General features: G+C 30.2%; 16 protein-coding genes and 4 pseudogenes. 4 read left to right on the top strand and 16 right to left on the bottom strand.

Going from position 1 to position 15,210, the window contains the following annotated elements; all coding sequences use genetic code 11:
* Positions 1–41 precede the first annotated feature (41 nt).
* The 5 genes and pseudogenes from V7S50_RS27590 to V7S50_RS27570 all read right to left on the bottom strand — a co-directional run bounded on the left by V7S50_RS27590 (position 42) and on the right by V7S50_RS27570 (position 2,915).
* Positions 42–632, bottom strand: a pseudogene (locus tag V7S50_RS27590) (site-specific integrase).
* Positions 520–900 carry a hypothetical protein gene (locus V7S50_RS27585; RefSeq protein WP_336584443.1) on the bottom strand — a complete coding sequence of 127 codons (381 nt, stop codon included), beginning with the start codon at positions 898–900 and terminating at the stop codon, positions 520–522. Before V7S50_RS27585 ends, V7S50_RS27590 begins: the two are co-directional and overlap by 113 nt.
* Before the next feature lie 301 nt (positions 901–1,201).
* Complete coding sequence (locus V7S50_RS27580; RefSeq protein ID WP_336376621.1) at positions 1,202–1,420, bottom strand: helix-turn-helix domain-containing protein; 219 nt, start codon at positions 1,418–1,420, stop codon at positions 1,202–1,204.
* A 325-nt stretch (positions 1,421–1,745) separates the two neighbouring features.
* Complete coding sequence (locus tag V7S50_RS27575) at positions 1,746–2,003, bottom strand: hypothetical protein (RefSeq protein WP_098282849.1); 258 nt, start codon at positions 2,001–2,003, stop codon at positions 1,746–1,748.
* 492 nt (positions 2,004–2,495) lie between these two features.
* Positions 2,496–2,915: a hypothetical protein gene (locus tag V7S50_RS27570; protein ID WP_336376622.1), complete on the bottom strand. Its 420-nt coding sequence runs from the start codon at positions 2,913–2,915 to the stop codon at positions 2,496–2,498.
* 809 nt (positions 2,916–3,724) lie between these two features.
* Between V7S50_RS27570 and V7S50_RS27565 the strand changes: the two genes are divergently transcribed.
* A complete protein-coding gene (locus tag V7S50_RS27565; RefSeq protein WP_336376623.1) occupies positions 3,725–4,123 on the top strand; it encodes a hypothetical protein in 399 nt (132 codons plus the stop codon).
* 263 nt (positions 4,124–4,386) lie between these two features.
* Entirely contained in the window at positions 4,387–5,688 is a 1,302-nt protein-coding gene (locus V7S50_RS27560) for a PIN-like domain-containing protein (protein ID WP_336376624.1), read from the top strand.
* Between the two features lie 901 nt (positions 5,689–6,589).
* Here V7S50_RS27560 and V7S50_RS27555 read toward each other — a convergent pair.
* The 4 genes from V7S50_RS27555 to V7S50_RS27540 form a co-directional block, all read right to left on the bottom strand.
* Positions 6,590–7,636 (bottom strand): hypothetical protein, encoded by a 1,047-nt coding sequence (locus tag V7S50_RS27555; protein WP_336376625.1) that lies wholly within the window; start codon positions 7,634–7,636, stop codon positions 6,590–6,592.
* 414 nt (positions 7,637–8,050) lie between these two features.
* Positions 8,051–8,446: a (deoxy)nucleoside triphosphate pyrophosphohydrolase gene (locus tag V7S50_RS27550; RefSeq protein WP_336376626.1), complete on the bottom strand. Its 396-nt coding sequence runs from the start codon at positions 8,444–8,446 to the stop codon at positions 8,051–8,053.
* 42 nt (positions 8,447–8,488) lie between these two features.
* Positions 8,489–8,719: an HNH endonuclease gene (locus V7S50_RS27545; protein WP_336584442.1), complete on the bottom strand. Its 231-nt coding sequence runs from the start codon at positions 8,717–8,719 to the stop codon at positions 8,489–8,491.
* A 147-nt stretch (positions 8,720–8,866) separates the two neighbouring features.
* Complete coding sequence (locus V7S50_RS27540) at positions 8,867–9,676, bottom strand: HNH endonuclease (protein WP_336376666.1); 810 nt, start codon at positions 9,674–9,676, stop codon at positions 8,867–8,869.
* 236 nt (positions 9,677–9,912) lie between these two features.
* Here V7S50_RS27540 and V7S50_RS34150 point away from each other — a divergent pair.
* Both V7S50_RS34150 and V7S50_RS27535 read left to right on the top strand, forming a co-directional pair.
* A pseudogene (locus V7S50_RS34150) lies at positions 9,913–10,035 on the top strand (right-handed parallel beta-helix repeat-containing protein); the annotation flags it as partial.
* 651 nt (positions 10,036–10,686) lie between these two features.
* A pseudogene (locus V7S50_RS27535) lies at positions 10,687–10,872 on the top strand (hypothetical protein).
* A 135-nt stretch (positions 10,873–11,007) separates the two neighbouring features.
* On the opposite strand, the pseudogene V7S50_RS27530 reads toward V7S50_RS27535, so the two are convergent.
* The 7 genes and pseudogenes from V7S50_RS27530 to V7S50_RS27500 all read right to left on the bottom strand — a co-directional run.
* Positions 11,008–11,130: pseudogene (locus tag V7S50_RS27530) on the bottom strand (N-acetylmuramoyl-L-alanine amidase); the annotation flags it as partial.
* Complete coding sequence (locus V7S50_RS27525) at positions 11,127–11,366, bottom strand: holin (protein ID WP_336376628.1); 240 nt, start codon at positions 11,364–11,366, stop codon at positions 11,127–11,129. The pseudogene V7S50_RS27530 and the gene V7S50_RS27525, both read right to left, overlap by 4 nt.
* Positions 11,366–11,602, bottom strand: a complete 237-nt coding sequence (locus V7S50_RS27520; RefSeq protein WP_336376629.1) for a hemolysin XhlA family protein — start codon at positions 11,600–11,602, stop codon at positions 11,366–11,368. The genes V7S50_RS27525 and V7S50_RS27520 overlap by 1 nt, the downstream gene beginning before the upstream one ends.
* 512 nt (positions 11,603–12,114) lie before the next feature.
* Positions 12,115–13,161 (bottom strand): N-acetylmuramoyl-L-alanine amidase, encoded by a 1,047-nt coding sequence (locus V7S50_RS27515; protein WP_336376630.1) that lies wholly within the window; start codon positions 13,159–13,161, stop codon positions 12,115–12,117.
* Positions 13,162–13,253: 92 nt separating this feature from the next.
* The gene (locus V7S50_RS27510; protein WP_336376631.1) at positions 13,254–13,742 is read right to left on the bottom strand and encodes a phage holin family protein; all 489 of its coding nucleotides are present in this window, start codon (positions 13,740–13,742) and stop codon (positions 13,254–13,256) included.
* A 78-nt stretch (positions 13,743–13,820) separates the two neighbouring features.
* Positions 13,821–14,192, bottom strand: coding sequence for a hypothetical protein (locus tag V7S50_RS27505; protein ID WP_106080766.1), 372 nt, complete (start codon positions 14,190–14,192; stop codon positions 13,821–13,823).
* A 10-nt stretch (positions 14,193–14,202) separates the two neighbouring features.
* Positions 14,203–15,204: a hypothetical protein gene (locus tag V7S50_RS27500; protein ID WP_106080767.1), complete on the bottom strand. Its 1,002-nt coding sequence runs from the start codon at positions 15,202–15,204 to the stop codon at positions 14,203–14,205.
* Positions 15,205–15,210: the final 6 nt, after the last annotated feature.

The following is a 15,210-nucleotide window of genomic DNA, read 5'->3' as shown; positions in this document are numbered from 1 at the left end:
CAACCTGATTCCAATTAATTATTCGGAATCAGGTTGTTTATCTATATTTCACTATCTTCCTCAAATAACATCTTCCCAAACTGTAAAGCCGTTTCCTTCTGCATACTCGGTAAAAGATGACTAAATGTATCCAATGTAATCCTAACATCATCATGCCCCAACCGTTCCGATACAATTTTAGGATTTCCCCCTTGCAACAGCAGCAGTGTAGCATGCGTGTGTCTCATATCATGAAATCTAATTTTAGCTACCTCTGCTTTTTAATAATAGATTTAAAAACTCTACGAATGTTACTTTTGTGTGTAGGCGTGCCTAATCCGGTGCACACAACTAAATCCAAATTTTTATAACTTTTAGCTTCTTCTCTTTCGCCTCTTATAAATAGCCAATGCTTTTTTAGGGACAGTAACCGTTTTTTCAGGCAAATCAATTGTTCGTGAACCTGATTTTGTTTTTGTATAAGGCAATAGGTCTTTCCCATCACTACTAAGCGTTTGAGTAATACGAACACATCTATTTTCAAAATCCACATCTTTTCCACGAAGTCCCAGTATTTCCCCCTGTCTCATTCCTGTTGTTAAAGCTAGTAAAAAAGCTATATAGTATCTTCCATTCTTTTTGGCATACTTCAAGAACTGCCTTTGGCCGACCTACAAGAGCAGCAGGATTACGAGCTATTAGTCCCCATCTTTCAACTATTTTCAATGAATCGTTGATTAACGCATGTACTTTTTGAATATTTTCATCCGATAAAACCTTTTCTTTCGTTAGCTTGTTATATAGCCTTTTTATAATCATCGGATTAGGTTTTGTTAGTTCCACATCTCCTATTGCTGGAACGATATGTTTTTCAACAATCCATCTATATGTATTTAGAGTTTGCTTCTTTACCTTCGTCATTTTATCTTCTAAAAATCGATCTAACAAATACTCTTTGTAGAGAATTTTATTTGGCTGGATATATGTTCCCAATGTTTATGATTGTTCTAACTCTAACATTGCTTTGTGCACTTCTTGCTTTGTTTTAAATCCTCTCTTTTTAAATTGTATTGGTTTGGCCGTCTTCTTTTTTTCCATGTGTTAAAATAAAATACCATGTCTTTGTATTTTGATCTTTCTTTACTGTTCTGCCTGCCATTATCTTCATCCTCCTAAATATACAAATAAAAAAGCAGCGACAATTCCATCGCTGCTTGAAAAATTAATAACTATTTCCCGTGTACTCTTCCATTTTCATGTGTAATTTAGAAAGCACATATTGCTGGATATATACTTTAGGAATTCGATACGATTTTCCAACTTTAAATGATCTAACTTTTCCTGATTGTAACAATTCGTATGCTTTGTTTCGTCCAATGTTTAACATTTCCATTAAATCTTCTACGTTTACAACATCATCGTAATTCTCAAATACAGCCAATCATCTCTTTTCTTAACGTTCAAACTTATAATATATATCTAGAAAATTTATCTTTACTTAAATGTTTATGGAAAATTAAATGTAATTATCTTTCGTTATTTGATATTAAAAAGTTTTATTCAATATATTTTTGGAAGCAGATTTATTCCTTATTTTCTTTCTAAAATCACCTAAATGTATAACTGTTCCAAAAACAAAAAAATTAGAGAGATAGTAAATTAACATAAATAGTATAATGAAAAGGAGCCATAATTGGCTCCTTTAGACTTTTAACAAAACCCTACTTTAAACTTCAATTTAGAGTAGGGTTTTTCAGTAATAATACTTATTCTACTTGTGATTTTACAAATACATTCATACTTGTAATTAAATTTCTTCTTAATTGAACATGAGAGAAATCTCTTTTCAATGTATCTATATCATGTAAGACCATTCCATCAGTATATTTCGCGGTCATGGGATATAAGAATTCTCCCCTAACAGGATCACTAATACGTGCCACTAACTCAAAGATGATAATTTGTTTTCCAGATGGCCCTATTTCGTTAGTTCTAAATTCTACATCAAAGTTAAAATGTGCCATTACTACAACTCCTTATACTTTTTATTCTAAGATTATAATAACATTAGATGCTATACTTTTCTTGAATTAAATTATCCTACAGTCACGTTATCCTTTATAACAAATGAATGGGGGATACTACTAAAAAACTTACATTACAATTATCGGCCATCCATGTAAACCTCCCCAAATCACATGAAAACCTTCATTAGCGAGCTTAAACTTCACAGAATTACAAAGTAGACTCAAAAAAATTATATACTCCCTCTAAAGTGCTTGTAACTTTATATCGTGTATCTTAAGACTAAAATACTCTAGTTATGAAAAGAGGGATAGTATGAATATCTTTTTATTAAAGTAATTACATTAATAATCCTTCTAAAAATTGCTGCAATAATGGCTTCTAATCGTTTCACAAAATAATATAAAAATACACAGTACCCAGATTTAATTTACGAAAAAGAATCAGTGTCTATTAAGGCACTGGTTCTTTTTCGTAATAATAATTAACCTTTATTTTTTCTTCAATTTATACTCTTCTATACAATCCCCTTGTATCCTATGTATCCATTTTTTAGAACCTAGTATATTCGTTACATATGAATCCGGTGAGGTTTTAAAATGCTCATAAATACTTAAAACAAACTCAATCTCTGTATTTATTAAAAACTTCAATCTAAAGGAACCTAACAATTCCCCTTTATCGGTAGAATAAACGTGTATATTTTGGTAATTACTACCTTGAATTAAATTGAACAGGCCTTCAAAACTATTCCCATTTTTATTTGAAGGATTTATTTCATATTCAATCAAATTCTCCGATGAATCGTTAGTTATTTTAATCAATTGCTTATCATTATCAAAACCAACAAATTCAAAGATGTAGGTTACATTGGAAATAGGTATCTCGTGTTTTAAAGAAAGAATTAGCACACCAGAAGATCCTAAACGACATGATAAGGTCGGCTGAATATAATATTTTATTACGTTTGTAACAGATATTCTAGCTATTGAATCAAAATACCTTTCTAAAGAAGCAACTCCTCAGCAAAAAACAAATCAAGTATCAGAACAGAATGGTACTTGTAATATTAAGGGTAATAAAAATAGTAAAGACGAGAAGATTTATCATATGCCTGGTCAACAGTTTTAAGATAAAACGAATGCTGAAGCACAAGCTGCTGGATATAGAGCATCAAAAAGATAGCACTAAAAAAGACGTTTATGCTTAATATGTCAAACTATTATTAGGATTGTTCACTATCCCCCGTTCAGCAACAACCACTCTGCACCCCAGATGATATTTCTATAGCGTAATTCTTGGCTTCTTTAAAGAACAACACCGTGACCTCTATTTCTTTTCTGCCCCAAAAATTAATCTACAAAAAACACAAATATAATATCAAATTACTTTTAGATTTCGAACTCATTCTTATTCTTTCTCTCCTTTATTTTTACGTTATTCATTAATTCTTATCCACCTATTGAGAACTATAACAAACACATATATTATAATATGAATATTTCAAGGGTAAATTTAACCATTTATTGTTATAATTATATCGGTAAGGATTTTCTTGAAATATCCTCATTAATAATATCTAAATAATAAAATTACTAAATGTAGAGATGAGAATGAGAGAATGGATTGTTTATATTGCTAACATTACTTGAAAACTATGTTGGTGGTGTTTTGTTTGAAAGAGAAATGAAATATTGAATTTTATAAAAAAGGTATAAGCATGTGGACATTACTATTTAAGCCAATATGGATAAGCTCTACTCTTTTTGTAATAATTAAGGTATATACTTTTATATCCTTTGTGATCTTTTCTTTCTATGGATTAGATAATACAAATGAAATGACACTCTGGTATATGTGCTTTTTAATTGTTTGGGAGATAATTTTACTTTTTATTTTTGGTATTTATATTGTTAGAACAGGTAAAGAAAAGTTTTTTAAAATATATACGATAGAATTATATGATGAAGAATGGAATATTTTTAGATGTATCTGTTTGAAGGAATTTTTATTTAATAAAGAAATTTTGTCTATTAAAAAAGAGGATTTAGGAAAAAACAAAAACACATTAGATTTTTGTATAGATAGATTAGAAAGCAGGCTAGAAATAAAAAACTAGATTTATAACAATTTTTATCATATAGTGCTGTATTTATAACCTTTATGGTTCCAGCCTGGACAGGCTTTAATACTTGGTTTTCCATTCAATATTATAATAAAGATAACCATCCTATGGCTTTTGGACGAGCAACGATTTATTTAGCTATTATATTTAGTAGTATTGTTACAGTTCTTTCATTTATATATTGTATATATATTAAAAAATTGCAGTAAGGTTATAATAAAATTCACATTACTATTTATTTAAAGGAGAAATTTATTTTGAAATCAATTTTACCAGGTTACTATAAAATGACTGAAGCAGAAGAAAATAAATTATGGGATTCATCTATATTTGTATTCGATGCAAATGTCCTACTTGGATTTTATGCAACTCGTGACAAATATAGAGAAACTATATTTAATTCTCTTGAACAGATACAAGAAAGGCTATGGATTCCTTACCAAGTTGCTCAAGAATTTGAAAAGAATAGAATTAAAGTAATAAAAGAACAGATTGCAAATTATACTAAAATAAAAATGATACCTGAAACTCTAAATAGAACATTTAAAAAAAATATGGATAATCTGGAGTTCCACCCCTCTGGGAAATTCTATGAAATAACGCAAGTTTATGAAGAATTTCATAATAAATTCGAAAAAAAATTAAAAAAGATTAATATAGATTTAAACAAAGAAAAAAAAGAATATTCAGAGCTCGAGAAATTTGATACAATTCGAGAAAAAATCGGGGAATTATTCGACGATAATATTGGGCGACCATATAAATTTCATGAAATATTATCTATTGTTGAAGAAGGTAAATTACGATATCAAAGTAAAATTCCACCTGGATATAAAGACCTTGAAGATAAAAACGGAGTAGATGCATTTGGAGATTTAATACTATGGTATCAAATCTTAGAATTTATTAATAACGAAAAACGTAATGTTATTTTTATAACTAATGATGTAAAAGAAGATTGGTGGAACTTAAGCAATCAGAAAAAGATTGTATCACCTAGAAGTGAGTTAATAAATGAGATTTATTGTAACTGCGGAGTCCAAGGTTACATCTATACATTTGATGAGTTTTTCGAAAAATTAAACATTAAGATATTGAATAAAAAACCTGAAGAATTTGAAAAAGAATTACAAGAACTAAGGAACATTAGATCCATGCAAAATGTAGAGGTATTTGATTATTATTCTATTAAAGAATTGGCTACAAGATTTATTACTACTAAAGAAAAAGAGAAGAATCTATTAATAACTCAAAGTAGTGTTCCTACTAATAGAATTTCAACTGTTCAAAATATAAGAGAGAAATTTAATCATTACTTTATAACCTCTGAAATTAAAGTTTGGATCAATTTTATTAATCAACTTTGTTTTTCTATTTTTAAAAGAGCGGATGATGTTGAATGTATATATGTTGGTGACATCGTAATTCATTTTCATGATGATGACACAATGGAGATGTTCGTTCACTTATCCAATGGACAAATATTACATCCAAATGGTAACATCGACGAAGTCTTTGATAATATGGTAAAACATTTATATGAAAAATATAGTAGTTAACTCAAAATAAAATAAAATTATATTATATAAGTACCAAATTTTCTCTTAATAAAATAATTAACCTAATTTTCAATTCCCCTGAAGCTAAGCAGTTAGAGTATTCTAACTGCTCTTCAACTTTTCACAACGTTTTGAGTCGCACTTTAAAAATACTATTGTAACAATGTTATCAATTATCTAAGTTTCCTTCTATACCATATAACACAACGTTATATTTACTACTCATACATAAAGTCCCTCATTTTTTATTTATAATTATGTATACTAATCCACTTAATGCAAATAATATATATCTATATTATTAAATGTCACATAAATTACAGCATAGATTTTCAAGACGATTCACTACAAACTTTCAAGCAAATGTATATTTTGTATTAAATTAAAAAGAACCCATTTTGAAAACAGATTAATCAAAATAGGTTCATCAATTAAAGATTGAAATAAACGCTTGATAAAAGTTTAATTATTTTAAAAATAATTCCCTTCAAGAAAATATGACAAAAAGCATATAATAAGAAATAATATTATTATGAATTTCCTATTTAAGAATGCAAAATTATTTTACACACATGAAACTTTAATTTAAAGGGTAGTTCTATAGATTTCATATTTCCTACCAAAAATATGATTGAATTTCAAAAATTAAAAAAATTACCACCACTTGAAATAAACATACCTTCTTAAACTACAATCTTTGAAAGCTCAACCTCCTTTCAATAGCATTCATAATACCTTTAAACTTCTCAAAATGCATCGGAATCCATTCTTTCAATATACAATAAGCCATCAATAAAACTAGATCTATAAGAATTTAGATTTTCTTCTCTAAAACACGCTTGATAAAGGTTATTCACGCATTTTACTAATTCTTTTCCATCAAGACAAGGATTGAATAATTTTAGAGTTTAACTTTAAATTCCTTTTCCTTAACACTCACTTTATCACCATTTTTATAGAACTCGTTTACAATGAATATATTATCTGTTGGTGTTTGAATTAATAACTCGATTTGACTTTTTCCGTCTAAAATATACTTCTCTAAGTTTATTTTATATTTATTTTTATATTTAGAGTTCTTTATACTTATTTTATAATTATTATTATCTAATTCTTCTTTAATTTTATCAATATCTAGGGTATGTAACTCGGAATTCTTACCTTTAAAAACCTCAATAGAGCTACCATAACTCTCTATTTCTTTAGCTTGAATATTAATCTTGTTATTAGGATCAGCCTCCCTATTAATACGTACTTGAATTTTTATCTTATCAATATTATTTATTTCTAATTCAACCGGCATTTGTTTTGTATTATTAAATTTAACTTGAGCAGACTTTTCTTGTCCAAAAGATACAAGAGTAATCGACATGCCGCATATAAAAAGTAAAAAGGCTATATATGCAAAAAAACTATACGGTACATATTTATTTATTTTACTTTCTAATAAATTGGTCAAGTTAACTAATTTATCACGCGCATTATTATTTATTCGTATTATAAATATGCTTGCTAGAATTACAATTGAAAATGCACCCAGTATCCACTTCCAAAAACTAACGTCTTTCGAAAATTCTATGATCATTAGTACTAAAAATATTAATATTATAATATTAAAACTGTATTTTAAATTCTTAAATATATCCTTAAAACCTTCATCAGCCCTTTTAAGCGCTTGCACTTGAAGATTTATTTCATCATAAGAAATAAAAGATTTCGTTTCAAAATAAATATACTTAATTACTGAAAGCATCATTGCAATTATTATTGTCATAATTGATATTGCTATAACATGCTCAAAGTTAAAAATCGTTTTAGTATATGCACTTTCGGAAAAAAGTTTATACCATATTTTACTCCCCTCTTGTAATATAAACCAGGCACCACCAAAAAGTGTAATTGTAACAGCTAATCGAGTCGCTCGGTCCTTAAACTCATTATTATCCATTTATTTCTCTCCTTCATATATTATATAATTATCTTAATATAAAAATTAATGTATGTAAATTTAAGAATTATATATAATTCCTCAAACAACATAAATTCAATTTATCGTTATTGATATGGATCATGGACAATTGATTAAGTTTTGGTAATTATAATTTAATTACACAAGAATATATCATTAGTAACGTAAAGGCAGTTTCAAAGAGCGTTTATCTTACAAGCTGACTCTACAATATTAAGATCATTACTTAACTTAAAATAAAATTATTAAACAAACTTGCTAATTGTAATTTAACTATTATTTTTTGTAAAAATTCTTTATAAAAGAACATACATCGCCTTACTAAAGGGTGTATATTCTTTTATTTAAAGACAAAATGAGAATGTTGACTGCTCAGCTAAATCTAGACAGAAATTAAAATTCTATGCTCAAAATATCCACAGTCGGAATATCCGCTGGTGCCCACTTTAACTCTAATAATTTTTCAACTTGAACCCATTTGAGATCTGCATGCTCAAGCGCTTTAGGAATACCGGACTCTATGTATGCCTTATAAGTAGCAAGATGAACTATAATATTCTCATATTCATGATCCACTTCTTCTATTTTTTCACCTACGGTAATTAAACATCCTAGTTCTTCTTTGATCTCACGTATCAACGCCTCTTGCGGCATTTCCCCTTCATTAATTTTCCCACCTGGAAACTCCCAATAGTTAGGTAATGACATGGTAGGAGAACGTAGTGCACATAGTATTTCATTCTTCTCATTGCAAATTACTGCTCCAACAACCGATACTGTTTTCTTCATGAATCGTCACTTCTTTCACATCTTATTTAGTACATATACTCCCTATATCTCGTCTTCTTGCTTATAGCGCGCCAGCTTTTCCTCTAATTTTGCAACATCTTGATTTAAAGCATGCAGCTTCCAATGACAATTCGCACATACTCCAACAGTATTATAAATCGTATCTTCTCCATCCTCTGATACCCGTTTCACATGATGTGCTTCTAAGTATGGATTCCCTTTTTTATCTTGGAAAGGAGTATGCTGTTTACACAACTCACATATATCTTGCACACGTCTTTTAGCTAGCTCAGCTACATACTTATCACGTTGATATACTGTATATTTTATAAAACACCTATTATAACCATGGGATACTACCTTTGTAGGTCAGTCCTTTAGGTACTTTTAACTTATTGCACCCAACAATTTTTTACCCAATTATCCCTGAAATACACACTCCCTATGCCATTCCATGTACTGACGCTGCATTTCATTCATTTGTATCTGTAAATTATTATGTATATTCAAAAAGATTTTTAAAGCTTCATCTAAACTGTTCGAAATTAAAACTCTCCCGTCATCTCCAAAGCTAATATAACCTTTATCAAATAAAGCATCATGGTTAGGACAAAGTAGTAGTCCATTGTTTATATCTAACCTTTCTCTATGATTAGATTGGCTCCAAGGCTTAATATGACTTGCTATTAGAAAACGTTTATCAGAGACTCCACATAGTTTACATTTCTCTTCATTCTTCAACAAATTCTTTTTAAAAATGGATTGTCCAATTCTAGATTTTATAACTTGTTCTTTTTCAGTTTGATCTAATACATACGATAAACCCTTCTCTATTTCTTCCAGAACAGTTTCTTCATCACTACTTCCTATGTTTGATAGCTTGTTCCAAGTATTCCTATTTCTTTCTTTAACTATTGTTAATAAATAATCAGCAAGTTCTAGAGTTACTCTAAACAGGTAACCAGTATTACCACGCCCAATCTTATTAAATGGAGCGTATTTTTCACCCTGTAGCTTTAATATGTTTTCTATGAAATCTTTATATATAATAGGAATCTCCAAATCGTGGTACTCCACATTTACAATCCATCCTTCTTTTTCCCAGAGCTCAGTCTGTTCTAGTCCAATTGGCTTATCATGAACCTTATAGTCTTCTTTTGCAACCAAAATTGATACTAGCTTTCCTTTAAAACTATTAAAAATGATGTCACCTTTTCTTATCATTTTCATATCTGTCCAGTGATGAAATGTTTGTCCCTTGTTATTTTTTTGTGGCGCCCAGAGAAATCCTCCCTCCCTCTCTTCCTTATAACTTTTATTTTGAAATACAAGAAAATAATTCATTTTTCTACTCCCCATATATTAGATTGGAAACTTATCTTATCAATATTTAAGCAACTGTTTATATTCAAATAAAATATTATCAAATCTTGTACTCTTTTTCACATGAAACATCTAAATTACTCCTTATTGCTTATGGTACTTCACCTCATGTACAAAATAATTTAAATCATCTTTTGATAGAAAATAACGAAGTAACAAATTTGAAATTAAGACTAACTGAAGCAATTGCTGTGGATGGGCATGTGGTGGACCCTACTAATATTCTTGCTTTTAAATTATTTTCAGTATATTATATTCATATGGTAATATAGGAATTACGGTATACAGAAAGGGATCAAATCTATTTGTAAGATTTAAATCCTTTTCAAAGATAAAAAAATTTCACCAAAACGTAATATAACTTATGCTTGTCTTTTTAAGTTGTATCTAATAAAAACACATTTTTTATCAATACAATTGTGTTTTCAATATAAATGGAAAATTTTTAATAGAAGTTTATTTACTTTCAATAATAAGAGCTAGTGTTCTAAAACATAGAGAAATAAGGCACTATACATAGCACCTGACAAACTTGAGAGGTTTTGTATGTAGTTTGCTCATCACAGATAACAACAAAAGAGCCTTACTTATCTAGGCAAGACCCTACTAGTTTAGTTATATAATATTTACATAACAATTAAGAAACTAAAAACATATAACACCAAGTAGCAGAACCCTAATATTCCTCCTACAGCTAATACCTGTTTAGCCCAACTTTTAATTTTCAGATTACTGTAAATCACTTGTACTCTTTCCATATTTCCTCCTATTAGGGAAAACCCTTAAAGACTCACACCTCGCTATGATACCATTAAAGAATGACTAATAGAGCCTAATTTTTGTCTAAACGTATAAATATGCAATATTACATACGAAAATGTATTGTTATAAATGTAAACGCTTACTATAATAAGGTTATAAAGATTCACACATCTTAATACAAAAACAGAGGAGAGAATAATATGGAAATCGCAATGGCAGTTTTAAAATTTATTGGTGGAGCAATCCCATTAATTCAAGAACTTCTAAAAGTATTTATGTAATTTCATTCTTTAGCAATTCTTTATAAATATTATCATACAAATAATCTGTATATCAAAAATGAATTGATTTACAGATCATTTGCGTGAGCAAGGTCCCTTTAACATTATTGAGGGGCTTTTTAAAATTTTTAATACGTAGGGTTGGTTAGGTACATCAGGAATACGTAGAATTCTATCAGCAAATGTGTTGGGTCCAATTGCTATGACTAAAATCATAGCAACAACTATGGATAAAATATGTTTGTATTTCTTTTTCATTTCCTATTAGCATCCTTTTTTATAATTTTTGTATGGTCAAATAATCCGCTTGCTGATAGTCCCATAATGATTCCTTGAAGTATATTTGATTTAATATCTTGAGACAAAAATAATACGCCTAGCGTAATGCCAAGCGTTAAATTAAATAACGGAATATATTTTGTTTGCAGTCCCATTGTTTTCGCTATTTGTGATAGCCCTACAACAACTCCAATCATTGCCGTAATTTCAATCATTACATACTGCCTCCTTTCATGAGGAAGGCAAGGGCCGCTCCAATAAGTCCACCAATAATAAGGCGTAAGATCCATGTTGTATTAGCACTAATCTTATCTAATTGCTTATTGATATTAATAATGTCTTTTTCATTACCTGTTGTCCGCATTTCTAAACTTCTAATCTCTAATCGTATGTCCTTAATATCTTCTCTTATTTCCTGAACATCACCTTTCACCTCTTGTAAACCATCCATATTTCCACCTCTTTCCCACTTTTTATTTAATTTAAAATAAAAAAGCCTACATTACATACGCTTAACTTTGCATTTCATTATTTAATCCCTTCTGGTTTATCGGTCACCCCAATATGTTCCTCAATAGTATCCTCAGTATCTACTTCTGTAGGAACCTCTAAAGAAAAAGAGCAACCATAAAAATAGCTGCTCTTTCGTCGAAATCTTATATTACGACTATAAATCACTTTTTCAATACTTTTTGTACACAGCATGTATCCTACAAAAAGGTAACATTAAATTCCATCTGAAAACTTGACAACCTTTCTTATTTCAGCATGTTTGCGTTGGATATAGACTGTACTATAATGCAATTCAAACTCTATTTGTTCTAAGGTCATCCCATCAACATGTTCAAGACCTAAGTTATTTAGATACTAAGTATTTAACAGAACGTACTGCAGGAACTTTTTAACTAGATCTTAAAAAGAAGGATTCAATACTCCTATTAAATCCTTCTTTTCCATTACTCACTACTTCACATTTACATAATAAGAACTAGCTGTAATATAGAACACATTACCTCTACTATTCTTCACTTTATATTGTGATGAACCATTTACAGATACTTTATCAACGATAGTGAACCCTAAACCTTCACCGACAGTTCCTACAACATCGCTATCAGCCCAGGAACCTTTTGAATAGAATCGTAAGTCATTCACTTTAGAAACTACACGTTTACCTTCCACAGATGAAGATTCTTCTTTATAGCGAATGTATGATGAATCGTTATAAACCCACTGATTCCCTCCAAGATTCAACCAGTTTCCTACTTTACCCCAGACTTTATATGATTCACCCTTTTGTAGCTTACGAATGACATCATTGCTTGTGGATGGTACAGATCGAAGGTTTACATTTAAACCATCGATATAAGCTACTCCTGTTACATCCGTTACACTTTCAGATGGTTGTTGTGGTTTTACTTCCACAGTGACAGAATGACCATTATACGCCTTTACAACATCAGAACGGAATTGAGCTTCTGATACACCATGTGAAGCAAGATACCCCTGTGGATCCTCATGATCTGTACCGCCTAATTTGTATGTGATATCTTTATGAGTCCATAATCCAACACTCGGATGGATATTTCTATCTTTTAAAATTTTCGCAAGTAACTTTACATATCTTTCATACGATTTTTTGAATTTAATTGGGTCACTAGTCTCAGAAAGTTCTACATGTACAAATCTAGCATTTGCCGCTGGACCTGCACCCCATGCACGATATTTAGTAGAAGCGATTTGAATTGTTTCATCCCAATCCGTTGCATAATGAACGAATGCATTTCTCCATGTTCTAGCTTCATAATTTCTAATATTGATAGCAGGTGCTTCTGGTGTCGCTGTGGAATGTGCTACTACTCCCTCATATGCACCCACACCATATCTGTATCCTTGCTTAGGTAAATCTGGAATAATCATTTCTCTATCTGCAAAAGCACTTGCAGAAAAAGAAAATAAAATAATACACATGATAAATAACGCGCTACATTGTTTCATTAATTTTTTCATTTCGTATTTTCCCCTTTAATATTTGCATAAACAAAAAGAGCACCTCAATTGAGGCTGCTCCTTTTGCTATCATTTTTTATATTTGCCTTTCTTTAATTTTTTTCTTTTCTAGATTTTGATCTTCTAATTTTCGCCTCAATTTCAGAAGATACACTTTCTAACAACCAAGTAGGAATCCATTTATCCCACCCAATCCGTACACAATTGGCTGTAAAACTATTAAAAATATGATAAATTAAACCACCCGTTACCATAAAAAAGAAAAATTCTGGTAGTTTAAATGCAATATCAAATAAATGTGCTAAAGAAGGTAATAAAAAAAGCACCACAGTTCGTGCAATGCCCTCAATTCCATATTGTGATGAATACGTACCATCTAATTTTGATGCCTTACTACCAGTTATCCAATCTAATACAACTACCCATACCAAAATAATAATCCAAATTAAATTAGATTTACCATATAAAAAATTAAATATAGTTCCCAATCCCCCACTAATTACAGAAGCGACTTTAAATTGAGTTGTGTTTATAACATCCAGTACATTTAATGTTTTTACAAGTTCATGAATCCGTTCCAAACTTTCACCCCCTTTTACATTTCAAAGCAAAATAAAAAAGCCTGCTTCGGCACGCTAGTGTTTTAATTTGTAATTATTTTACTTGCTATACGTTCGCTTTTTCCATGGTGATTCTAATGGTTCTTTTCTTGGTAAATTCTGCTCATAAATTTCTTCTTTTGATAAAAATGAGTTCTGCAAAAAGAATCCTTCTGTATCCCTGGGAGTTACTCGAACACCACCAAGGTAGAAAAACCGTACAAAGTAATCACCTGCCTCATTAAGCATACTGATTGCTTCACCATCACCATACCATACTGTCGGAAATTCACTCATCGTATTTTTCTGAGATAATTTATCACCAGAATAATAAGTTGTAAGAACAAACTCACTAGCTCTATTAAGATATATTTTTGAATAGTTATTTTGAACTAACATAGGAGTGAAATACTGAGCTTTAAATACCTCCATTGATATCCCCCTACCCTATTCTAATTGCTATATTATGACCAAAAAATGAACCTGTATATTTATAACTAGAGTCACTACCAAAATATCCAGAAGGATGGACTATATATAAATAACGTTCTATATTATTCTCAGTGGTCACCTCAATAATATCACCATTTGCTATTTTACCATTAGAAGGACACATCTTTATAAATCCTAATTTACCTCTTAATCCTTCCGTTGGTATATTTAAATAAAAGTCCGTAAGATACATCATACCTTCAGGTCCTGGACTTATCCCCATATAGTCGAACTTTGCATAATATGGACTATTATTAGTAATAACATTTGCAGGTTTATCCATTATAATATACGGATAATTGTCTGCCCCCCATTTTGAATCAACGTTGTAATAAGAAGTTGATGATGCAGCATGAATAACAAATGAGTAACTTGGTTCATTCCTCTCTTCCAAGTAAGACTCTTCTGGTATTCCAAAAAAGTTAATATGAGGTTGAATAACATACCCCCATGCCTGATAACTTGATCCCCCTGGCTTATACGTAGTAAAATCATTATTGTCAGGTACGGTTACAAATATTACTCGATCCAAATCACAATAGTAGTAGTAATCTACTTTAATATCAGAACGCATAGAGATATATCCAGACGAGGAAGTGGTAGGATATCTACCATTGAAGAAATTAAATCTTTGATAGCTAGAACCCCCTATCCCCGTTTTCTTCTCGTCATCCCAGTTTGTAAAGTATCGATATAAACAGTTTGACCCATAGCTACCTCTTCTTATATCGTAGCTGGCATTATCAAATACGTTAGTACCTTCATATGGAATAAATTCAATATACATAGGGGTATTTCCTAAACTACCTTTTGAGTGAAGTACTACACTACCGTCAGCCGACACCTTAATGCCTTCATTCATAACTTTCCAACCTACGTCCTTCATTATATTAATAAACGTATCAAATAACCCGGCTTTTGTCGTTGAACCCTTTGTAAAAATAGCTTCCATTTTATA

The sequence above is a fragment of the Bacillus sp. CCNWLW194 genome (genome assembly GCF_037120585.1).
In the GTDB taxonomy this organism is placed as follows: Bacteria; Bacillota; Bacilli; order Bacillales; family Bacillaceae_G; genus Bacillus_A; species Bacillus_A basilensis.
The sequence above is the reverse complement of the archived record's forward strand: the minus strand, read 5'-3'. Positions and strand labels throughout refer to the sequence as shown.

Coding starts and splice junctions, on each gene's coding strand:
- V7S50_RS27585 (WP_336584443.1), bottom strand. CDS start 900: ATGACGAAGGTAAAGAAGCAAACTCTAAATACATATAGATGGATTGTT.
- V7S50_RS27575 (WP_098282849.1), bottom strand. CDS start 2,003: ATGGCACATTTTAACTTTGATGTAGAATTTAGAACTAACGAAATAGGG.
- V7S50_RS27565 (WP_336376623.1), top strand. CDS start 3,725: ATGTGGACATTACTATTTAAGCCAATATGGATAAGCTCTACTCTTTTT.
- V7S50_RS27555 (WP_336376625.1), bottom strand. CDS start 7,636: ATGGATAATAATGAGTTTAAGGACCGAGCGACTCGATTAGCTGTTACA.
- V7S50_RS27550 (WP_336376626.1), bottom strand. CDS start 8,446: ATGAAGAAAACAGTATCGGTTGTTGGAGCAGTAATTTGCAATGAGAAG.
- V7S50_RS27540 (WP_336376666.1), bottom strand. CDS start 9,676: ATGAAAATGATAAGAAAAGGTGACATCATTTTTAATAGTTTTAAAGGA.
- V7S50_RS27525 (WP_336376628.1), bottom strand. CDS start 11,366: ATGATTGAAATTACGGCAATGATTGGAGTTGTTGTAGGGCTATCACAA.
- V7S50_RS27520 (WP_336376629.1), bottom strand. CDS start 11,602: ATGGATGGTTTACAAGAGGTGAAAGGTGATGTTCAGGAAATAAGAGAA.
- V7S50_RS27515 (WP_336376630.1), bottom strand. CDS start 13,161: ATGAAAAAATTAATGAAACAATGTAGCGCGTTATTTATCATGTGTATT.
- V7S50_RS27505 (WP_106080766.1), bottom strand. CDS start 14,192: ATGGAGGTATTTAAAGCTCAGTATTTCACTCCTATGTTAGTTCAAAAT.
- V7S50_RS27500 (WP_106080767.1), bottom strand. CDS start 15,204: ATGGAAGCTATTTTTACAAAGGGTTCAACGACAAAAGCCGGGTTATTT.